General features: G+C 66.1%; 17 protein-coding genes. 9 read left to right on the top strand and 8 right to left on the bottom strand.

The window, feature by feature from the left end:
- The first annotated feature begins 59 nt into the window (after nucleotides 1-59).
- The 4 genes from kdgD (at nucleotide 60) to garD (ending at nucleotide 5,509) form a co-directional block, all read left to right on the top strand.
- Nucleotides 60-1,004 (top strand): 5-dehydro-4-deoxyglucarate dehydratase, encoded by a 945-nt coding sequence (gene kdgD, locus BM190_RS29040; protein ID WP_018317335.1) that lies wholly within the window; start codon nucleotides 60-62, stop codon nucleotides 1,002-1,004.
- A gap of 24 nt (nucleotides 1,005-1,028) precedes the next feature.
- A complete protein-coding gene (gudD, locus tag BM190_RS29035; protein ID WP_092261175.1) occupies nucleotides 1,029-2,372 on the top strand; it encodes a glucarate dehydratase in 1,344 nt (447 codons plus the stop codon).
- 21 nt (nucleotides 2,373-2,393) lie between these two features.
- Nucleotides 2,394-3,842, top strand: a complete 1,449-nt coding sequence (locus BM190_RS29030) for an aldehyde dehydrogenase family protein (RefSeq protein ID WP_092261172.1) — start codon at nucleotides 2,394-2,396, stop codon at nucleotides 3,840-3,842.
- 125 nt (nucleotides 3,843-3,967) lie between these two features.
- Nucleotides 3,968-5,509 (top strand): galactarate dehydratase, encoded by a 1,542-nt coding sequence (gene garD, locus BM190_RS29025; RefSeq protein ID WP_018317338.1) that lies wholly within the window; start codon nucleotides 3,968-3,970, stop codon nucleotides 5,507-5,509.
- A gap of 15 nt (nucleotides 5,510-5,524) precedes the next feature.
- Here garD and BM190_RS29020 read toward each other — a convergent pair whose 3' ends face one another.
- On the bottom strand, nucleotides 5,525-6,265 hold the full coding sequence (locus tag BM190_RS29020; protein WP_092261169.1) for a hypothetical protein: 741 nt from the start codon (nucleotides 6,263-6,265) through the stop codon (nucleotides 5,525-5,527).
- Between the two features lie 6 nt (nucleotides 6,266-6,271).
- Complete coding sequence (locus tag BM190_RS29015) at nucleotides 6,272-7,159, bottom strand: MipA/OmpV family protein (protein ID WP_177237354.1); 888 nt, start codon at nucleotides 7,157-7,159, stop codon at nucleotides 6,272-6,274.
- Nucleotides 7,160-7,509: 350 nt separating this feature from the next.
- Here BM190_RS29015 and BM190_RS29010 point away from each other — a divergent pair, with 350 nt between their 5' ends.
- Nucleotides 7,510-8,190, top strand: a complete 681-nt coding sequence (locus tag BM190_RS29010; protein ID WP_018317340.1) for a response regulator transcription factor — start codon at nucleotides 7,510-7,512, stop codon at nucleotides 8,188-8,190.
- Entirely contained in the window at nucleotides 8,187-9,551 is a 1,365-nt protein-coding gene (locus BM190_RS29005) for a sensor histidine kinase (protein WP_092261165.1), read from the top strand. The genes BM190_RS29010 and BM190_RS29005 overlap by 4 nt, the downstream gene beginning before the upstream one ends.
- 16 nt (nucleotides 9,552-9,567) lie before the next feature.
- On the opposite strand, the gene BM190_RS40730 is transcribed toward BM190_RS29005, so the two are convergent.
- The gene (locus BM190_RS40730) at nucleotides 9,568-9,732 is read right to left on the bottom strand and encodes a hypothetical protein (protein WP_177237353.1); all 165 of its coding nucleotides are present in this window, start codon (nucleotides 9,730-9,732) and stop codon (nucleotides 9,568-9,570) included.
- A gap of 13 nt (nucleotides 9,733-9,745) precedes the next feature.
- Between BM190_RS40730 and BM190_RS29000 the strand changes: the two genes are divergently transcribed.
- Entirely contained in the window at nucleotides 9,746-10,015 is a 270-nt protein-coding gene (locus BM190_RS29000) for a hypothetical protein (RefSeq protein WP_026201829.1), read from the top strand.
- Between the two features lie 53 nt (nucleotides 10,016-10,068).
- On the opposite strand, the gene BM190_RS28995 is transcribed toward BM190_RS29000, so the two are convergent.
- The 3 genes from BM190_RS28995 to BM190_RS28985 form a co-directional block, all read right to left on the bottom strand.
- Entirely contained in the window at nucleotides 10,069-10,425 is a 357-nt protein-coding gene (locus BM190_RS28995; RefSeq protein ID WP_177237352.1) for a hypothetical protein, read from the bottom strand.
- Nucleotides 10,426-10,696: 271 nt separating this feature from the next.
- Complete coding sequence (locus BM190_RS28990) at nucleotides 10,697-11,290, bottom strand: DUF2147 domain-containing protein (protein ID WP_092261159.1); 594 nt, start codon at nucleotides 11,288-11,290, stop codon at nucleotides 10,697-10,699.
- A gap of 106 nt (nucleotides 11,291-11,396) precedes the next feature.
- Nucleotides 11,397-12,425 (bottom strand): NAD(P)/FAD-dependent oxidoreductase, encoded by a 1,029-nt coding sequence (locus tag BM190_RS28985; protein ID WP_092261156.1) that lies wholly within the window; start codon nucleotides 12,423-12,425, stop codon nucleotides 11,397-11,399.
- Between the two features lie 181 nt (nucleotides 12,426-12,606).
- On the opposite strand from BM190_RS28985, the gene BM190_RS28980 reads away from it, so the two are divergent.
- Nucleotides 12,607-13,074 carry an acyl-CoA thioesterase gene (locus BM190_RS28980; RefSeq protein ID WP_092261155.1) on the top strand — a complete coding sequence of 156 codons (468 nt, stop codon included), beginning with the start codon at nucleotides 12,607-12,609 and terminating at the stop codon, nucleotides 13,072-13,074.
- 45 nt (nucleotides 13,075-13,119) lie between these two features.
- Here the strand turns inward: BM190_RS28980 and BM190_RS28975 are convergent, their stop codons facing one another.
- Together BM190_RS28975 and BM190_RS28970 are read right to left on the bottom strand one after the other, a co-directional pair.
- Nucleotides 13,120-13,440, bottom strand: a complete 321-nt coding sequence (locus BM190_RS28975) for a 2Fe-2S iron-sulfur cluster-binding protein (protein ID WP_018317347.1) — start codon at nucleotides 13,438-13,440, stop codon at nucleotides 13,120-13,122.
- Between the two features lie 164 nt (nucleotides 13,441-13,604).
- Nucleotides 13,605-13,979: an Hpt domain-containing protein gene (locus BM190_RS28970; RefSeq protein ID WP_092261152.1), complete on the bottom strand. Its 375-nt coding sequence runs from the start codon at nucleotides 13,977-13,979 to the stop codon at nucleotides 13,605-13,607.
- Between the two features lie 401 nt (nucleotides 13,980-14,380).
- Here BM190_RS28970 and BM190_RS28965 point away from each other — a divergent pair, with 401 nt between their 5' ends.
- A complete protein-coding gene (locus BM190_RS28965; RefSeq protein ID WP_092261150.1) occupies nucleotides 14,381-20,155 on the top strand; it encodes an apolipoprotein A-IV repeat region-like domain-containing protein in 5,775 nt (1,924 codons plus the stop codon).
- The last annotated feature ends 33 nt before the right edge of the window (nucleotides 20,156-20,188 follow it).

The following is a 20,188-nucleotide window of genomic DNA, read 5'->3' as shown; positions in this document are numbered from 1 at the left end:
CATGGACGCGCAGCCTTCTGCTTGCGTCCTCCACAACACGCAATGAGGGAGCCGCGCCCATGAGCAAGATGACCCCGCAGGAAATGGCCCAGAAGATCGGATCTGGCCTCCTGTCTTTCCCCGTCACGCCCTTCAAGGCTGACTACTCCTTCGACGAGGCGACCTATCGCGCCAACATGGACTGGCTGTGCGGCTATGATGTCGCAGGCCTGTTCGCCGCCGGCGGCACCGGCGAATTCTTCTCGCTGACGCCGACCGAGGTCCCTGAAGTCGTCAAGGTCGCCGTCGACGAGACCAAGGGCCGCGTGCCCGTGCTCGCCGGCACCGGCTATGGCACCGCGATCGCCCGCGAGATCGCAATCGGCGCGGAGAAGGCCGGCGCGGACGGCCTGCTGCTGCTGCCGCCCTACCTCACCCACTCCGAGCAGGAGGGCCTTGCCGCCCATGTCGAGGCGGTCTGCGCCGCCGTGAAGATCGGCGTCATCGTCTACAACCGCGACAACGCGATCCTGCAGCCCGACACGCTGGCGCGCCTCGCTGAGCGCTGCCCGAACCTCGTCGGCTACAAGGACGGCATCGGCGACATCGAGCTGATGACCCGCGTCTACACCAAGCTCGGCGATCGTCTCACCTATGTCGGCGGCCTGCCGACCGCCGAGACCTTCGCGCTGCCCTATCTCGACATGGGCGTGACGACCTATTCCTCGGCCGTGTTCAACTTCGTGCCGGAATTCGCCACCAACTTCTACGCCGCGGTGCGCAAGCGTGACCACGCCACAATCCAGGCCGGGCTGAAGGACTTCATCCTGCCGCTGATCGCGATCCGCAACCGCAAGAAGGGCTATGCCGTCTCGATCATCAAGGCCGGCATGAAGGTGATCGGCCGCGATTCCGGCCCGGTCCGCCCGCCGCTCACCGACCTCACCGAGCAGGAGATCGCGGAAGTGACCGCGCTGGTGAAGAATCTGCCCGCCATCCGATCGACACAACAAGCGGCAGAATAGGACAACAACAGCGAGGAGCGAGCGATGGCCCTGACCGATATCTCTGGCGCACCTGTCGTCACGGCGATGCAGGTGATCCCGGTCGCGGGCCGCGACAGCATGCTCCTCAATCTGAGCGGCGCGCATGCGCCGTTCTTCACCCGCAACATCGTCATCCTCACCGACAATGCCGGCCATACCGGCGTCGGCGAGGTGCCGGGCGGGCAGAAGATCTGGCAGACGCTCCAGGACGCCCGCGATCTCGTGATCGGCAAGACCGTCGGCGCGCTCAACAACATCCTCGCCGACATCCGCACCGCCTTCGCCGACCGCGACGCCGGCGGCCGTGGCAAGCAGACTTTCGATCTTCGCGTCATGATCCACGCCGTCACCGCGATCGAATCCGCACTGCTTGATCTGCTTGGCCAGCATCTCAACTTGCCGGTCGCCGCGCTGCTCGGCGAAGGCCAGCAACGCAAGGGCGTCGAGACGCTCGGCTATCTCTTCTTCGTCGGCGATCGCCGCAAGTCCAGGCTCGACTACGTCAGCGGCGAGACCGGCAAGCCCGAATGGTTCGACCTTCGCCATCAGGAAGCGATGACGCCGGAGACCGTGGTGCGGCTCGCGGAAGCCACCCACGACCATTACGGCTTCGCCGACTTCAAGCTGAAAGGTGGCGTGCTGCGCGGCGAGCAGGAGATCGAGGCCGTCACCGCGATCGCAAAGCGTTTTCCGAACGCGCGCGTGACGCTCGATCCCAACGGCGCCTGGTCGCTCGACGAGGCGATCAGGCTCTGCAAGGACATGCACGGCATCCTCGCCTATGCCGAGGACCCCTGCGGCGCCGAGGCCGGCTTCTCCGGCCGCGAGATCCTGGCCGAGTTCCGCCGCGCCACCGGCTTGCCGACCGCGACCAACATGATCGCCACCGACTGGCGGCAGCTCTCCCATGCGCTGCGCCTGGGCGCGGTGGACATTCCGCTGGCCGATCCCCATTTCTGGACCATGCAGGGCTCGGTGCGGGTGGCCCAGACCTGCCGTGACAACGGCCTGACCTGGGGCTCGCATTCCAACAACCATTTTGACATTTCGCTGGCCATGTTCACCCATGTCGGCGCCGCCGCCCCCGGCACGGTCACTGCGATCGACACCCATTGGATCTGGCAGGACGGCCAAGCGCTCACCAGGGAGCCGCTCCGGATCAAGGGCGGCAAGATTGCAGTCCCGGACCGGCCGGGCCTGGGTATCGAAATCGACAGGGCCGCTATCGACGCGGCGCATGACCTCTACAAGCAGCATGGACTCGGTGCCCGCGATGACGCTATTGCCATGCAGGACCTGATCCCCGGCTGGACCTTTGACGACAAGCGTCCGTGCCTCGTGCGTTAAAATACTTCCTCGGAGGAAAAGATGACTGCGATCCTGAAGAACTTCATCGGCGGCGAATGGGTCGATGGCTCTGGCGTCACCAAGAACATCAACCCCTCCAACACCAACGACGTTGTCGGCGAATACGCCAAGGCCGACAAGGCGCAGACCGAGAAGGCGATCGCCGCCGCCAAGGCCGCCTTCCCCGCCTGGGCGCAGTCAACGCCGCAGGCGCGCTTCGACGCGCTGAACAAGATTTCCCTCGAGATCCTCGCCCGCAAGGAAGAGCTCGGCCGCCTGCTCGCGCGCGAGGAAGGCAAGACGCTGCCTGAGGGCATCGGCGAGGTCGCGCGTGCCGGCCAGATCTTTGCGTTCTTCGCCGGCGAGGCTCTGCGCCTGATCGGCGAAAAGGGCGCCTCCGTGCGTCCCGGCCTCGACGTCGAGCTCACCCGTGAGCCGGTCGGCGTCGTCGGCATGATCACGCCCTGGAATTTCCCGATCGCGATCCCGGCCTGGAAGATCGCGCCTGCGCTTTGCTACGGCAACACGGTGGTGTTCAAGCCGGCCGAGCTGGTGCCGGGCTCGGGTCATGCGCTGGCCGAAATCATCACCCGCTCCGGCATTCCCGCCGGCGTGTTCAACCTCGTGGTTGGCTCCGGCTCCGTGGTCGGCCAGACCCTGCTCGACCACCCCGATGTGGCCGCGATCTCCTTCACCGGCTCGGTGCAAACCGGACGCAAGATCGCGCAGGCCTGCGTGCTCTCGAACCCGATGAAGAAGTTCCAGCTCGAGATGGGCGGCAAGAATCCGCTGGTCGTGCTCGATGACGCCGACCTCAAGACCGCCGTCGAGGTCGCCGTCAACGGCGCCTATTTCTCCACCGGCCAGCGCTGCACCGCCTCCTCCCGCCTGATCGTCACCGAGGGCATCCACGACCGCTTCGTCGCGGCGGTGGCCGAGCGCCTGAACGGACTGTCGGTCGACGACGCGCTCAAGGCCGGCGTGCATATCGGCCCTGTCGTGGACCAGAGCCAGCTCGACCAGGACCTGCGCTACATCAAGATCGGCCAGGACGAGGGTGCCAAGCTGTCGTTCGGCGGCGAGCTGCTCAAGCGCGAGACGCCCGGCCACTACCTGCAGCCGGCGCTGTTCACCGAGGCCAACAACAACATGCGCATCGCGCGTGAGGAGATCTTTGGCCCGGTCGCCGCCGTCATCCGCGCCAAGAACTACGAGGAGGCGCTGGCGATCTCCAACGACACCGAGTTCGGCCTTGCTTCGGGCATCTGCACCACCAGCCTGAAATACGCCTCGCACTACAAGCGCAACAGCGAGTCCGGCATGGTGATGGTCAATCTGCCGACCGCCGGCGTCGACTATCACGTGCCGTTCGGCGGCCGGAAGGGCTCGAGCTACGGCGCCCGCGAGCAGGGCTCCTACGCGCGCGAGTTCTACACCACGGTGAAGACGGCTTATACGTTCCCGGGTTGACCGCGGGGAAGATATCGTAGGGTGGGCAAAGCGAAGCGTGCCCACCGCTTACGTTCGGTGTGAAGCATGGTGGGCACGGCGCGTTGCGCCTTTGCCCACCCTACGGCTTCGGAAGGCAGGCGCAGATGGACCAGGACGTCGCAGCGAAAGAGCAGCCCCGCTACATCAAGCTCAACGAGCGCGACAATGTCGCGATCGTGGTCAATGATTTCGGGCTTCCCGCCGGCTCCCGCTTTGCCAGCGGCCTGACGCTGCGCGCCTTCGTGCCGCAGGGGCACAAGACGGCGCTGGTCGACATCGCGCAAGATCAGCCGATCGTCCGGTATGGCGAGGTGATCGGCTACGCGCTCTCGCCGATCCTGGCCGGCGAATGGGTCGACGAGGCGCGCATTCGCATGCCGGATGCCCCCGACCTCGACAAGCTCGAAATCTCGACCGCCGTCCCCGCGCCGCTGCCGCCGCTCGAAGGCTTTACGTTCGAAGGTTATCGCAATCCGGACGGATCGGTCGGCACCAAGAACATCCTCGGCATCTCCTCCTCCGTGCAATGCGTCAAGGGCACGATGGAATACGCGGTGAAGCGCATCCGCGCCGAGCTGCTGCCGAAATACCCCAACGTCGACGACGTCGTGCCGCTAACGCATGCCTATGGCTGCGGCGTCGCGATCACCGCACCCGACGCGGTGGTGCCGATCCGCACGCTGCAGAACATCGCGCTGAACCCGAATTTCGGCGGCGAGATCCTGGTCGTCGGCCTTGGCTGCGAGAAGCTCGCACCGGAGCGGCTGGTGCCGGAAGGCGTCAGCGATGCCATCGTGCGGATGCAGGACGAAGCCTTCGACGGTTTCGGTGCGATCGTCGACGCGATCATGACCCAGGCGGAGGCGCGGCTGAAAATCCTCAACACGCGCACCCGCGAGACCTGCCCGGCGTCCGATCTGGTGATCGGCCTGCAATGCGGCGGCAGCGACGCGTTCTCCGGCGTCACCGCCAATCCTGCCGTCGGCTTCGCCGCGGACCTCCTGGTGCGCGCCGGCGCCACCGTGATGTTCTCGGAAGTGACCGAGGTGCGCGATGCCATCCAGCTGCTCACCCGCCGTGCCATCAACGCGGACGTCGGCCGCGCGCTGGTGCGCGAGATGGCCTGGTATGATTCCTATCTCGCCCGCGGCGGCGCCGATCGCAGCGCCAACACCACGCCCGGCAACAAGAAGGGCGGCCTCGCCAACATCGTCGAGAAGTCACTCGGCTCGATCGTGAAGTCCGGCTCGAGCGCCATCACCGGCGTGCTCTCGCCCGGCGAGAAGGCGACGCAGAAGGGCATGCTGTTCGCGGCAACCCCCGCGTCCGACTTCATCTGCGGCACGCTCCAGCTCGCCTCCGGCATGACTCTGCAGGTATTCACCACCGGCCGCGGCACGCCCTACGGCCTTGCGGCCGCACCCGTGATCAAGGTCGCGACCCGCAGCGAGCTTGCCCGCCGCTGGAAAGACCTGATCGACTTCGACGCAGGCCGCATCGCCACCGGCGAGAAGACCATCGAGGAGACCGGCTGGGACCTGTTCCGGCTCATCCTCGACGTCGCCTCCGGCCGCACCAAGCCATGGTCGGACCGCTGGGGCATCCACAATGATCTGACGCTGTTCAACCCCGCGCCGGTGACCTGAGGCCGCCAGCCGGCTTCACTGACCACCGATCAGGTGCATGTCATCGAGCGTGACAGGCAGGCTGCGCGTGATGAGATCCGCAATCGCCGCGCGCAGCCGTTCGCTCGAAGCCGGACCGTCAAATGTCCCGTCGATCGGCCCGCTGGGGCCTGCGATCCTCAGGGTCCCGGTGTTGTCGAGCGGCGCGGCCGCCCGCTTTTCGATCACATCGAACGTCTTGCCGTCGATGACGCGGACCTCATACAGCACGTGGATCAGGCCGTAGTCCGCAAGCAGCGTCCGGTATTCGGCGAGCCCGACACCCTCGACGTTGCGGCCGTTGCCGAGTTTCGATCTCGCGCGGGTAATGACGATGTACGCATCGAGTCCCTGGGGCGTGACATCGGTGCGAACCAGCTCCTTGAACGGATCGCTCCGCAGCAGATTGACGGGCGTGACCGCCGAATCCCGGATCGCGGCGAACGCGGCGCGGGTGTAGTTGACGGCCTGAACGCGATAGCGTGCGCCCAGCAGCCTGGTCGCCTGCTGGACGATCAGCTCGTCCAGTCCCCATGCACTGATCGAGGCGCTTTGCCCGGTGGAGCCGAGCTTGGTAAGGCCTGCCTGTGAAAGGCTCATCTCCTCGCCGATGGCGGAGACGATGCCGACCGTCTTGATCGCCTGAATCCGGCTCGCGCGGGTCTCGAACGCAGCGGCGGCGCCGAGGGCGACGCAAGCGGCTGCAAGGCCGAGCCATAGAAATGCAATGCGGCGCATGGCGGCTCATCGAATCCTGAAATCGAACGAGTAGGACGCTCCGATGCCGACGGTGGTTTGGTTCGACGATCCCCGCAGCTTCACCAGCGGACTGTCCGCGGCGTCGCCGAGCAGCTTCTCGTATTCGACATAGGCATGGACCTCCCACTGCGGATTGATGCGATAAGAGACCTGGCTGCCGAACCCGACCGAGTGCGCACCGCCTTTGGCATTGTACGTCGGCAATCCCGACACCAGTGCCTGCGCGGCATCGACGCCGAAATACGGCGCGGTCGCGTTGGTGCTCTTCCAGGCGAAGCGCGGGCCGGCCGAGATCGTCAGCCTTTGAATCAGCGGCACGATGACGTCCGCGGAGATGTCGGCGACGGTGCCGGTATGGCCACCCATGCCCTGGCGCAATTCGCTGCGCAGGCGGAGCCAGTCGACCGGATAATATTCGACGAAGCCGCCGAGCTCATAGGCGGCCTTGACGTCGCCAAGGCCCGTCAGCTCGGCATATTTGTCGGCCTTGCGCGAGGTGACGTATTTGAACGCAGGCCCTGCGCGAAAATTGCCGACGTCGAGCAGCGCGATGCTCGCGCTGTCGCGCGGGCCCCGAAACTGGTCGTTCGATCCGGCGCGGCGGATGGAGAAGATCGGGATCGGCATGAGCTTGCCGTTCTTCGATCCGACGAAATCCGGTGTGTACTCACCACCGATGCCGACCATGATCGTCCAATTGCCGGAGGGCGAAGGCAGCATCGGCAGCTCGAACGGCGGCGCCGGCAGCGTGAACGCGGTCTGCGCCGATGCGGATTGAGGGATCGCCATGATCGCGCCGAGTGCGGCGAGCAAGGTGGTCGTGAGCCGCACATTCACCGTGAGGCGAAGAGCGGCGTCGTCAAAATGCTTCATTACAGGGCCCCGGACCGGCCTTCCTGGCCTGGTCGACTCGTGTGGTTGGAGCTCCAGCATGTGGTCCGGCAAAATTGCCCCAAGATTGCAAGGCGACAACCACCGTCCCAAGATGCTCCCGGCGCGCATGAAGCGTGCGCCATCGAACCAACATTGCCCGAACATTGCCGGGAGGCATTCACGCGCCCAAACTTTGGCCGGCACTGCCGGTCACCCCACTCGCATCTGCCTTTTATTCGCCAAGCTCGCTGCCTTTATGGGAACCCTGCGCAGGAGCCGAAACGCCAGACTTCGGCCAGGGAGCGTCACGCTCGGGGATTTGTTGCCCAGCAGAGTCAAGGACGACCCGCGTGCGTTCCCTCGTAATCGAAGACGAACCGCAGATCGGCGCCTATGTCAGCCGCCTGCTCGGGCAATTGCACGGAATCGTCGACCTCGTTGGCTCGATTGCCGATGCCCGCCAGGCGCTCGACAATTTCAAATATGATCTCGCCATCATCGACCGCATGCTGCCCGACGGCGATGCGCTCCAGGTGGTCACGGCCCTGAGCCAATCCCCGGACCGGCCCGCGATCATCATGCTGACGTCCAAGGACGCCAAGGAAGACGTCGTCGAGGGTCTCAACGGCGGCGCCGACGACTATCTCGGAAAACCGTTCGAGCCGCAGGAATTGATCGCGCGCGTACGGGCGGTGCTGCGGCGGCCCCGGCTGCTCGCCCCTTCGGTGCTGTCGCTCGGCAATGTGGAGCTGCATCTCGGAAGCAACGAGGCGGTGGTTGCCGACACCAGGATCCTGTTGCGGCGGCGCGAGGCACTGATCCTGGGAGCGCTGTTGATGCGGCGCGACCGCGTCATCACCCGCGCCGCCCTGATCGAGGAGATTTACGGCTTCGACGACGAGATCGAATCCAACACGCTCGAAGCGCAGGTCTCGCGCCTGAGGAAGAAATTGCTCGAGCTCGGCGGCGACGTCGAGATCCGCAGCATGCGGGGCATCGGCTACATCCTGCGGCTGGCAACGCCGCGATGAGGTCGATCGCCCATACGTTTGCGTTTTCGCTCGGCATCGCCGCGACGACGATCTTCCTGATCATGGTCGCGATCTTCGTCTCGCGGTACCCGATGGAGGAACGCGAGTTCAGGGCGTGCCGGGTCGTGGCCGCCGTTCTCGATCGCGCCACTGTTATCGATGGGCAAAACCTGACGGTGCGCCCCACTCCCGCGCTCGAAGAGCTGAAGGCGGACAGTCCAAACCTCTGGTACGTCGTCTCCGTCGGCAATCTTGTCAGCGAGTACGGCAGCGAGCACCGGCCACAGCTACCCTTCGCCTTTCCCTATCGCGGGCCTGTCGGCTTGTCCGTCTTCAGCACACCCGACCAGAACAGCACGTTCTGTCTCGCGGTTGCGCAACGGGGCGCCTTGCGGCTCACGACGATGGTCGGCGAGCCTCAGGTCCGCTTCGGCCGGCTCGCAAGAAGCTTCCTCGCCCGCAGCTTCTTTTCGATCCTCGTGGTAGCGCTGGCCTTTGCGGCCACCGTCGCGATCGGGTCGGCGCTTGCTGCGCGTTTCGTCTCACGCGGCATCGAGCGGGTCGCGCGTCGCGCCCTCGCGATCGATCCATCGGCCCCGCAGGGCCTGATCTCGCTGTCCGAGGTCCCGCGCGAGCTGAAGCCGCTGGTCGAGGCGCTAAACCGCGCCTTCGGCGAGATCGATGCCTATATCAGGATGCAACGCCGCTTCCTCGGCAATGCCGCCCATCAGCTCCGCACGCCGCTGACGCTGCTGCGTGCGAAGGTCGAAGACGTACCCGAGCCTGCCCTGAAGGCCGAACTGGTGCGCGATATCAGGCGCCTGACTTCGCTGGTCTCCGCGATGCTCGATCTGGCGCGGCTGCAAAACCATGCGATCGAAAAACGGCCGATCGATCTCGCCCAGATCACGCTGGACGTGCTCGCCGATTTCGGCCCCTCGGCACTGGACGCCGGCATCGAGCTCGCGCTGGAACAGGCCGAGAAAGGTCCGCTCCTGGTGCAGGGCGTGGACGCCGCGATTCGCAGCGCGCTCGCCAATCTCGTCGGCAACGCGCTCATCCACGCCCGTGGCGCACGACGCATCGTCGCCACGCTCGGCCGCGACGGCATCTCGATTGACGACGACGGCGCAGGCCTGCCGGACGGCGTGGAGCACGGGCTGACCGAGCCGTTTCAGACCGGCAACACTGCCGGCGATGGCGCGGGCCTCGGCCTGTCGATCGTCCGCGAGATCATGGCCGCGCACGGCGGCGAGCTGGTCATCGCCTCCACGCCTGGCCGCGGCACGAGCATGAGCCTGCGCTTTCCGATAGCCGTAGCGCCGAGCAGGTCTCCACACATGGATCTGCAAGCGGGCTGACCGCGAGCTGCGCCGGTCAATCCGCGAAACCGTCCGGAAACACTGGCGCGAAAAACTTCTTTCTCGTTTCGTCGTTGCGCATCAAGCAATCAATATGTTCGCCGACGGCCACGGGAATGTTCTCGCACAAGCGAACCTGTTCCGGCATCGAGACGACCAAACCTCCGATTGACATCTTCAACGGAGATTTTCCAATGCGTGTTCTCACAATGATTGCCGTCGCCAGCGCCGTGATTGCGAGCTCGACCGTTGCTTTCGCCAGCGAACTTCCGACTTACGAAGTGAAATCGTTGCCGATCTCGGCGACGCAGGTGCAGGTGCTCGGCGGCGCCGGCGTCGAAGAGCAGTCGGCCGCGCCCTCGATGATCGTCGCCGGCATGCCCGCCTCGCCGGCGCAGGTTTCGGTGCTGTCGCCGCGCGTCAAGCAGCTCGCGAGCGCAGGTTCGGGCAGCGAAGCGCGCTGAGCCTTTCGCGTCGCTTGCGGCGCCTGCATCCGATGCGGGCGCCGTCAGCGTTTTCAGGTCATGCTGCCCGGCATGAAGCAGCGCACGCGCGGATGGCCGTCGATATAGTGCTTCCACACCATGGTGCGGCCGATCTTGTTCGGCACGGTGATCACGGCACCGTCAGGCACCACGACCCATTCGTCGTCGATGCGGACGCGGAAGCGGCCGCGATCGGACTCCCAATCGACGTCGGCAATGACGTAACCGTCGGCGTCGGTGCAGCACTGGCCGAACTCGCTGTGCAGGCTTTCGAACCAGGGTTTTAGCGGCGAGTTGGCGTAGCGCCCGTCGTCGCGCGCCAGCGCCGAATTGGTGAGCAGAACCGTCAACCCCAGCAGCACGGCGGCACACTGTCTTGCAGGTCTCATGTCGTCTCCGCGGTCGAAGTGATCGCCGCGAGGCAAACGCTGCCGTCTGCCCACAGCACCGCGCACGGCAGGCATGGAGACGGCGACTCGCTCCCCAGCAGCTTTGCGGACAGCTATGCAAATCCGGCGCCAGCGCGCATTCCGGGGAACTACTGGAGCAGGCGGGGCACGCATTCGCCTTTCGGCGAACGTCGCCGCGAAGACCGTCTGCTCGTGCGGGGAATGACCGTGACCGGAAGCTACCGCCGATCAGCCAGCTCAGAGCTCGAGCCTACTGCTTGGGCGCCGGCGCCATCATCGTGCCGCCGCTCTTCTTCGTCGGTGCCGGCGGCTTGGTGGCCGCGGCTTGCGCAGGCAGATATTTCGCAACGATGGCAGGATCGACCTGGGCGATGTTGGTGTCAGGCAGGCGCGTCCAGGCCTCATCCTTGCCTAGCAGGGCGATGCCGAGATAGCCGCGCAGGGTCAGGGTCTGGCCGTCAGGACTGACCTTCATGTTGGCCTTCCAGATCTGGCCGTCGCGCGGATTGAGCACGTTGCCGCCTTCGTACTTCAATCCGTCGCGCTTCATGTTGCGGACGAAGGAGATGCCGAGCACCGGCGCATTCTTGCGATCGTCGGTGCACTTGCTGCAGATCTCGTTCGGATCGTCGCCGGGCCGCGGGAAGGTCTTTGCGATCACGCCTTCGAAGATGCCGTTGTGGTCGATGAAGAGAAACCATCCGACCGTCTTGCCGTCCTCGACCTTCTGCCAGAGGCCCGCCGCCGTGGGCTCGGCGATTTGTGCCGCAGACGGCGTCACCGTCGCGAGCGACAATGCGAGCGCGAGGAAGGGAAGCAGCCGAGAGCTGGAAAAAATCCGCATTAGATCACCTTGTTATTCCACGACCGGAATGGCCGCAGACTACGGCGATTTCGCGAACGGTTCCAGCGCCAGAAACATGGGGCATCCCCTCCCCACCCTGCCGCCGTCAGTTGACACCGAGCTTCTTTTGCAGGCTGGAGGACGAGGTCGTGTACTGGAACACGAGCCGCTTCTCCGGATAGACGTAGCGATGGGCTTTTTGCGACATCAGCGCGCCCTCGTGGAAGCCGCACAGGATCAGCTTGATCTTGCCGGGATACGTATTGATGTCGCCGATCGCGAAGATGCCGGGAACATTGGTCTCGAACGCGGACGTCTCGACCGGCACCAGATTGTTCTCCAGCGCGATGCCCCAATTCGCGACCGGGCCGAGCTTCATGGTCAGCCCGAAGAACGGCAGCATGGTGTCGCAGGCAATGTCCGTGACGCTGTTGTCGTTGCCCTTGATGGTGGCGCCGGTGAGCTTGCCCTCAGTGCCGGAGAGCGCCGTGACCTGGCCGAGCCGGAGATCCATCTTGCCGCCGGCAACCAGCGCGCGCATCTGCTCGACGCTGTGGGGCGCGGCGCGAAACTCGTCGCGCCGGTGCAACAGCGTGATGCGCTTCGCAATCGGATGCAGATTGAGCGTCCAGTCGAGCGCGGAATCGCCGCCGCCGACGACCAGCACGTTCTTGTCGCGGAACGTCTCCATCTTGCGCACGGCGTAATGGACTGAAGTGCCTTCATAGGCCTCGATGCCCGGCACCGGCGGGCGCTTGGGCTGGAACGAGCCGCCGCCGGCTGCGATCACCAGCACCTTGCATTCGAACACCTTGCCCGCATCGGTGGTGCAGCGAAAGGCGGGATCGCCGATCTTCTCCACGGTCTCGACCATCTCGCCGAGATGGAAGGTCGGATGGAACGGCTTGATCTGCTCCATCAACGCGTCGGTGAGGCCCTGCCCCGAAACCTGCGGAATGCCGGGAATGTCGTAGATCGGCTTTTCCGGATAGAGCTCGGCGCACTGGCCGCCGACCTTGTCGAGGATGTCGACGAAATGCGCCTTCATGTCGAGAAGGCCAAGCTCGAAAGCGGCGAACAGACCGCAGGGGCCGGCGCCAATAATCAGCACATCGGTTTTGATCACATCGCTCATGTCGTCTCTTTATCGGTCGTTATCGGTTGGACGCGCCCGGCGGGCAGAGGTGACCCTGCCTGTCTAGCCAACGGGGATGGATCAGGGAAGGCATAAAAGCGGGAGCGCCCCGCAGCCGCGCCCACTTGCCGGGGCAAAATAACTGGGCTGTAACGAGGAAAGATATGACGGAGATCAATCGGTGAACGCACCAAGCCGCCTCGATACGACGCCGCGCCTGGAGGACTATCCCTACCGCCTCAGCGACAACGTCCGCTTCGGCGATCTCGATCCCAACCAGCACGTCAACAACGCGGTCTACGCCACCTATTTCGAGACCGGCCGCGTCACGCTGATGAAGCTGCCGGAGTACGGACTGACGCCGCCAGGGCTCGCCTGGATCATGGTGCGGCTCGACATCCACTTCCGCGCCGAGCTGCACTGGCCGAACACGATCGAGCTCGGCCTAGGCGTAGTGAAGCTCGGACGGACGTCAGTGACCTTCGAGCAGGTCGTGTTCTCGCAAGGAAAGTGCATCGCCTCGGCGATGTCGGTCGGGGTCATGCTCGACGAGGCGACGCGGCGGCCAGCGCCGCTCAGCGCGGAGATCGTCGAGAAGCTCAGACCCTGGCAAAAGCGCGGCATCGAGGTCGCGACGCCGAACATATAGTTCAGTTCGGAAGAGGCAGGCCAGTAAGGATCAGGCTTGTCAGGATCAGGCTTGGCGTTCCGGCGTCGTCACGACGAGACCGTCGAGATCGTCGGAGACCTTGATCTGGCAGGACAGGCGCGAATTCGGGCGCACGTCGAAGCCGAAGTCAAGCATGTCCTCTTCCATCGGCGTCGGGCTGCCGACCTTCTCGCGCCAGGCTTCGTCGACATAGACATGGCAGGTCGCGCAGGCGCAGGCGCCGCCGCATTCGGCCTCGACGCCGGGAATGCTGTTGCGGATCGCGGCTTCCATCACGGTTGCGCCGTTCTCGATTTCCACCGTGCGGGTTTCGCCCTTGTGGTCGACAAAGTGAATCTTGGCCATGTGTGCTCGTGCTGCCGCGGTGCTGGGAATGAAGGAGGGTCCGGGCTGTCCTATAACGGGTCGATCAGCCGGGCGCCATAGGGTTTTCAGCCGAAGTGAATCCCGCTTTGCGGGAAGAAAACGCGTCAAAACAAGAGACTAGAGTCCGGCTCGGCCGCGTGGCCTCAAGGCTTCAGCATCGCCTCGATGGCGGCGCGAGCCTCGGTCACCGCCTCTTTCAGCGCGGCGAAAGCGTGGCGCTGGTCATGGCCGGTCTGGACCGCGATCTCCAGGCTTGCGGCCGCATCCGCCACCGCAAAAGCGCCGATCCCGCGCGCCGAGCCCTTGAGCTTGTGGGCCAGAGCGCCCGCCTCGGCCGGCAGCGCCGCCATCGCCGCGATCAGGCGGACCGCCTGCTCGGCGAACATGGCCAGCACTTCCTGTTCCAGCTCCGCGTCGCCGAGCGTCATCCGGGAGAGATGGTCGAGGTCGAGCGGGCTGTCGATGGGTGCAAGCGGGGGCGAGGGCATCCAGTCCATCCGTTGCAGTTCAGGCGTCATGGCGCAGGCCCCGGCATCGCGCGACGGTTCCGCCGGTCCGGCGGTGAATTGACCTCACCCAAGCATGGAAATGGTTAACGAAATGTTCGGGGTCGGCGACGCAGTTCCGCCGGTTTATTGACGAAAAGTTGCCGCAATCAGCCGAGTCCAGTGGAGAATTGCATTTATTGCTAAGGCGTTACGGCCCGATCCTGTTAACGATGATTAAGAATGTCTTAATCGCGGGCATTTCATTCGCGACGCTCTGCCAATAGGATGTTGCGGAAATTGGCGGACAAGCCGTCCGGGTGGGGACGGCTCGGAGATCCGCGCAAGCGGCATGATCCGGTCTGTGGGCTTGCGCACGCAGCGCGCAGGGCTCGCGGGGGGACGCGTACAAGTAACGAGGGCTCGGACTGAACATGGCGAACACTCCGAAAAAGGTCAAAGACCCCACAGAAGTTGCGCTTTCTGCGATCCAGGAAGCCCTGAACATCAGCGACACGGCTGCCGACACCAGCCGCAACGCCGCGATGCGCAACGAAACCGCGCCTTCGGTGGCGCCGCCGCCCCCGATCTTCGACGAGCCGAGCTTCGAGCCGCGCCCCGCCGCCAACGAACGTTCGACCGTGTTCGACCCGGTCGAGGAGCCGCGCTCATCGCGCCGCGCCGCCAATGACGACCGCGAGACCATTGGCCAGCTGCTCCAGGCCCTGCAGAAGGGCCGCCCTGCCCGCAACGTCTACACCTTCGCCACCATCTTCGCCGGCGTCTGGCTCGCCGCCTGCGCCGCGCTGACCTTCGGCTTCCTGCCCTCGATCCAGGCCGCCATGGGCCAGAGCGGCGGCGTGCTCGTCATCGCCGGCCTGGTTGCGATGTTCTTCGCGCCGATCATGCTGTTCTACTTCCTTGCGAGCCTGGTCTGGCGCGGCCAGGAAATGCGCATGATCGCGCAGGCGATGGCGCAGGTTGCGATCCGCTTCTCCGAGCCCGAGGGCTCGGCCTCCGATTCCATGGTCACCGTCGGCCAGGCCATCCGCCGCGAGGTCGCGGCGATGGGCGACGGCATCGAGCGCGCCATCGCGCGCGCCGGCGAGCTCGAGACGCTGGTTGCCAACGAGGTTGCCGCGCTCGAACGCGCCTATTCCGACAACGAAGTGCGCATCCGCGCCCTGCTGCAGGACATCGCGCATCAGCGCGACAATCTGGTCGGCCAGGCCGAGCAGGTCCGCAGCGCCATCTCCGGCGTGCAGATCGATTTGCGCCACGACATCGCGCTGATCTCTGATGCGATCGCCTCGCGCGTCGACGAGGTCGCCAAGTCCATCACCGGCGCGCTGGAAGAGCGCGGCGCCCACATCACCAGCGCGCTGAGCAATGCCGGCGACAACATGATCCTGGCGCTCGGCGAGCGCGGCGGCGACCTGCTCGACCGCCTCGAGGAAGCCAGCAACGAGACCACGCGCGCCGTGCTCGATGCCAGCGAGCGGCTGACCACCAGCCTCAACTTCAAGACCGGCCACGTCCACGACGAGTTCGTCGACCTCGCCGACCGCGTCCACGAGATGCTCAACGAGCGCATCGACCGCATCACCGGCGAGTTCGAGCAACGCTCCGCCGCGATCGTCGACGGCATTTCCGAGCGCACCGAGCAGGTGCACGACAGCCTGAAGAATTCCTCGGATTCGCTGCTGCTCGAGCTCGAGCTGCGCTCCAACGACCTCTCCGCCAAGATCGACGACGCCGGCAACCGCCTCGCCGGCCAGATCCTGACGAGCGGCGACAAGGCGAGCGAGGCGCTCGACGCCACCGTCAACACCCTCGTCGCCAAGGTCGTCAGCCAGACCGAGACCGCGCACGACTCGCTGTCGCTGCAGATGAGCGCGTTCGACGAGCTGGTCAGGAACCAGGGCACCGAGCTGGTCGAGAAATTCGCCCGCGACAGCGGGACGCTGGGTGCGCTGATCACGCGCCACATCTCCGAGTTCGACCGCACCGTGAAGACCTTCGGCGGCGAGATCGTCGAGCGCATGGGCCAGCGCACGCAGGACATCCACGAGTCGCTGAAGACCTATGTCGAGAATTTCGACACCCGCTTCACCGCCAATGGCGGCGAGATCACGGCCGTGCTCGACCAGCGCCTGGTGCAGTTCGAGACCACGGTCGGCGAACGCGTCAACCACCTCGACGCCTCGCTGAACAGCAAGATCGCCAGCCTCGACGGCACGATCGATGGTCACCTCAAGACCTTCGACGAGCAGCTCGTCGGCCGCGTCGCCGCACTCGAACAGTCGTTCGACACCCGCGCGCAATCCATGACCGAGACCATCGACGGGCGCATCAACACGCTCGCGACCTCGCTGACCGACGGCGCCGCGCAGGCGATCCAGTCGATCGACTCCCGCCTCACCCACCTCACGACGTCGCTGACCGGCGGTGCTTCGCAGGCCATCGAAACCATCGATGCGCGCCTCAACCATCTCACGAGCTCGCTGACCGGCGGCGCCTCGCAGGCCATCGAGACCATCGATGCGCGCCTCAACAACCTCACCACCACGCTGACCGATGGCGCCTCGCAGACCATCCAGTCGATCGATACCCGCCTGACGCACCTCACGACGACGCTGACCGGCAATGCGACGCAGGCGCTCGAGTCGATCGACTCCCGCCTCACCTACCTGACCACCGCGGTCACGAACGGCGCCTCGCAGGCCGTGCAGTCGATCGACACGCGCCTGACCCTGCTGACCTCGACCCTCACGGACGGCACCGCGCAGGCGATCGAGGCGGTCGACCGCCGCATCACCGGCGTCACCGAGATCATCGACGGCCGCAGCACGCACCTGACCGACACGGTCACGGCGCGCTTCCAGGAAATCCACCAGGTCATCGAGACCCGGGTCGGCTCGGTCGCCAGCGACATCGACGTGCGCGTGGCACAGTTCGAGGACCTGCTCGGCTCGCGCGTCGAGGCCGTCGCAGGCCGCATCGAAAGCAGCGGCCGCCAGGCCAGCGAGGACATGATGTCCCGCGCCGAGATGATCTCGACCGCGATCCGCTCGCATGTCGAGGACGCCGAGCGCTCGCTCACCAACCTCGTCGTCAACACCAGCGAGACGATCCAGACCGGTGCGCGCACCGCCCAGCAGTCGCTGATGACGGTCTCCTCCGACGTCAACGCCCAGCTCAAGATGACCTCTGCCGAGGTCGAGCGCGCGCTGACCGCGGTCGGCACCGGTTCGGCGAACTCGATCCTCAGCAGCGCCCGCGAGGCGCAGTCGACGCTGGTCGCAGCCTCGGGCGAAGCCTCCAACCAGATCAAGGGGCTCGCGGCCGACGTCGAGCGTACGCTGTCGGCGGCAGGCTCCGCCACCGCAGCCTCGATCCTGGCCGGCGCCCGCGAGGTGCAGACCACCCTCGTCACGGCGTCCTCGGACGCGGCCAACCACGTCAAGACGCTCACCGCCGACGTGCAGCGTTCGCTGTCGCTGGCCGGCTCCACCACGGCGGAATCGATCACCGCCGGCGCCCGCGATGCGCAGAGCGCGCTGATCGCGGCCTCGGCCGAGACCGCCAACCAGATCAAGGCGCTGTCCTCGGACGTGCAGCGCTCCCTGACGATGGCCGGCACCTCGACCGCCGAGACCATCATGAGCGGCGCCCGCGAAGCCCAGAGCACGCTGGTTACGGCCTCCTCGGATGCGGCGAGCCAGGTCAAGTCGCTCGCGGCCGAAGTGCATCGTTCGCTCTCGCAGGTCGGCCAGTCGACCGCCGAGACGATCACCACCAGCGCCCGCGACGCCCAGAGCACCCTGCTCTCCGTCTCGGCCGAGCAGACCAGCCAGGTCCGTTCGCTCGCGGCCGAGATGCAGCGCGCGCTGGCGACCGCCGGCGGCGCCACCATCGAGGCGCTCACCAGCGGCGTGCGCGAGGCCCAGGGCTCGCTGATCTCCGCCTCGACCGACGCGGCCAGCCAGATCAAGTCGCTGACCACGGACATCGAGCGCACGCTGACCGCGGTCGGCGCCGACACCGCCTCGACCATCCTCAACAGCGCGCGTGAGGCCCAGACCTCGCTGACGTCGACCTCGGCGGACGCCGCGAGCCAGATCCGCACGATCTCGACCGAGATCGAGCGGACGCTGAGCGCGGCCACCGCGAACGCGACCAACGACATCCAGACCAGCGCGCTCAACGCCCAGAACGCGCTGATATCGGCCTCCAACGAGGCGAGCTCGCGGGTCAAGTCGAGCTCGTCCGACGTCGAGCGTTCGGTGCTCGCCGCCAGCTCGAGCTTCGGCCAGGCCATGACCGGCAAGACCGACGAGATCGTCACCTACGTGCAGCAGCAGGCCGACCGCCTGTCGAACATGATCGACGCCAAGCGCGGCGCCCTGGTCGACGCGATCGGCTCCAAGACCAGCCAGCTCACGCTCGACATCGACCGCGTCACCTCGGACGCGCTGAAGTCGATCGAGACGCGCGGCCAGGCCTTCTCGCAGACCATGATGGGCAACGGTTCGGAAGTCGCCCGCACCATCAACGCGGCGAGCGAGATCGCCACCGGCGCGGTCGGCAAGTCGCTGAAGGACCTCGAGCAGGCCTCGCGCGCGGCGATCGACCAGTCGCGCCAGGTCTCGATCGCGGCCGTCACCGAGATGCAGGAGACCAGCAAGATCCTGCGTACCGACACCGTGGCGCTGTTCGAGCGCCTGCGCGAAGGCAACATCCTGCTTCAGGAGGTGCTGACCGGTGCGCACGACAACCTCAACTCGCTCGAGCGGGCGCTGGTGACGCGCGTCGCCGACTTCGTCTCGGCGATGAACGACGTCACCTCGCGCAACGGCGCGGCGACCCAGAACCTGGAAGAGCAGCTCAACGTCTTCAACAGCAAGACCACGAAGGCGCTCCAGGATCTCGGCGAGCTGTCGACCCAGTTCGACGCGCACGGCAAGGCCTTGGTCGATGCCGCGCAGGTCGTCGAGCAGAGCAACAAGAACACCACGGCCTCGCTCGCCGAGCGCAAGCAGGCGCTGGAATCGCTCGTCACCACGATCGACCTGCGTACCGCCGATCTCGACCAGCGCCTGTCGCGCTTCACCGGCCTGCTCGATGAATCGCTGGCGGCCGCCGAAGAGCGCGCCCGCGACATCGCCCGCGTCGTCGCCGAGACCGCCGGCGCAGGCTCCGCCGCGATCACCCGCCAGTTCGAGGCGGTGCGTGCGGCCTCCGAAGAAGAGCACCGCCAGACCATCGAGGCCATGCACGACATCTACCGCCAGACCACGGACGAGGCGGATACGATGTTCAAGCAGTCGACCGAGAAGTTCACCAACCTCGTCTCCAGCATGAAGCAGATGGCCTTCGAGATGCATAACGAGCTCGAAGCCACCCGCAACGAGCTGCGCCGCGGCGTGCTCGAGATGCCGCAGGAGGCCGCCGAGAGCACTGCGCAGATGCGCAAGGTGATCGTCGACCAGATCGAGGCCCTCGCCGAGCTCAACCGCATCGTGGCCCAGCATGGCCGCGGCCTCGACGTCACCACGACGGGCCGCGCCTCCGTCGCCGTCCAGCGCCAGGAGGAGCCGATCATGGCGGCTGCGGGCGGACGTAGCGCCGAGACCCGCATGCGCGACACCGGCAGCGCTTCCACGCTGCCGCCGCCGGACCTCGGCATGCCGGCCGCGCGCCGCACCGACGCACCGCCGGTCGCGCCCGCCGGTAACGACCAGGGCCGTGACGGTTGGCTGTCGGACCTCCTCAACCGCACGGACGCCAATCAGGGCGCCCCGACCGGCCGTGAGGCTCCGCGTGGCCGCGCCGCACCCGCGCCGCAGCCGCAGGCGCCGCAGGCAAGCAGCAATCCGCTGGAATCGCTGTCGCTCGACATTGGCCGGCTGATGGACCGCAACCTCGCTGCCGAGATGTGGGACCGCTACCAGCGCGGCGAGAACAAGGCCTTCACCAAGCGCCTCTACACGCCCGCCGGCCAGAAGGCCTTCGACGAGGTCGCCCGCAAGTACCGCGCCGACCGCAACTTCAAGGGCACGGTCGACCGTTATGTCGCCGAGTTCGAGCGCCTGCTCGACGAGGTCGCCCGCGACGGCCGCGGCCCGCAGGAGCTGCGCAGCCACCTGACCTCGGAGACGGGCCTGGTGTACACGCTGCTCGCCCACGCGGCGGGCCGGCTGGGATAATCGGCAAGCCGATCGCAAACGAGAAAACGGAGG

Origin of the sequence: Bradyrhizobium sp. Rc3b (assembly GCF_900114915.1) — a bacterium.
Lineage (GTDB): Bacteria > Pseudomonadota > Alphaproteobacteria > Rhizobiales > Xanthobacteraceae > Bradyrhizobium.
This window is presented reverse-complemented; position numbering and strand designations above follow the sequence as displayed.

Coding starts and splice junctions, on each gene's coding strand:
- BM190_RS29005 (WP_092261165.1), top strand. CDS start 8,187: ATGAGGTCGATCGCCCATACGTTTGCGTTTTCGCTCGGCATCGCCGCG.
- BM190_RS28985 (WP_092261156.1), bottom strand. CDS start 12,425: ATGAGCGATGTGATCAAAACCGATGTGCTGATTATTGGCGCCGGCCCC.
- BM190_RS28975 (WP_018317347.1), bottom strand. CDS start 13,440: ATGGCCAAGATTCACTTTGTCGACCACAAGGGCGAAACCCGCACGGTG.
- BM190_RS29030 (WP_092261172.1), top strand. CDS start 2,394: ATGACTGCGATCCTGAAGAACTTCATCGGCGGCGAATGGGTCGATGGC.
- BM190_RS29020 (WP_092261169.1), bottom strand. CDS start 6,265: ATGCGCCGCATTGCATTTCTATGGCTCGGCCTTGCAGCCGCTTGCGTC.
- BM190_RS28990 (WP_092261159.1), bottom strand. CDS start 11,290: ATGCGGATTTTTTCCAGCTCTCGGCTGCTTCCCTTCCTCGCGCTCGCA.
- BM190_RS29015 (WP_177237354.1), bottom strand. CDS start 7,159: ATGAAGCATTTTGACGACGCCGCTCTTCGCCTCACGGTGAATGTGCGG.
- gudD (WP_092261175.1), top strand. CDS start 1,029: ATGGCCCTGACCGATATCTCTGGCGCACCTGTCGTCACGGCGATGCAG.
- garD (WP_018317338.1), top strand. CDS start 3,968: ATGGACCAGGACGTCGCAGCGAAAGAGCAGCCCCGCTACATCAAGCTC.
- BM190_RS29000 (WP_026201829.1), top strand. CDS start 9,746: ATGCGTGTTCTCACAATGATTGCCGTCGCCAGCGCCGTGATTGCGAGC.
- BM190_RS28970 (WP_092261152.1), bottom strand. CDS start 13,979: ATGACGCCTGAACTGCAACGGATGGACTGGATGCCCTCGCCCCCGCTT.
- BM190_RS28995 (WP_177237352.1), bottom strand. CDS start 10,425: ATGAGACCTGCAAGACAGTGTGCCGCCGTGCTGCTGGGGTTGACGGTT.
- kdgD (WP_018317335.1), top strand. CDS start 60: ATGAGCAAGATGACCCCGCAGGAAATGGCCCAGAAGATCGGATCTGGC.
- BM190_RS28965 (WP_092261150.1), top strand. CDS start 14,381: ATGGCGAACACTCCGAAAAAGGTCAAAGACCCCACAGAAGTTGCGCTT.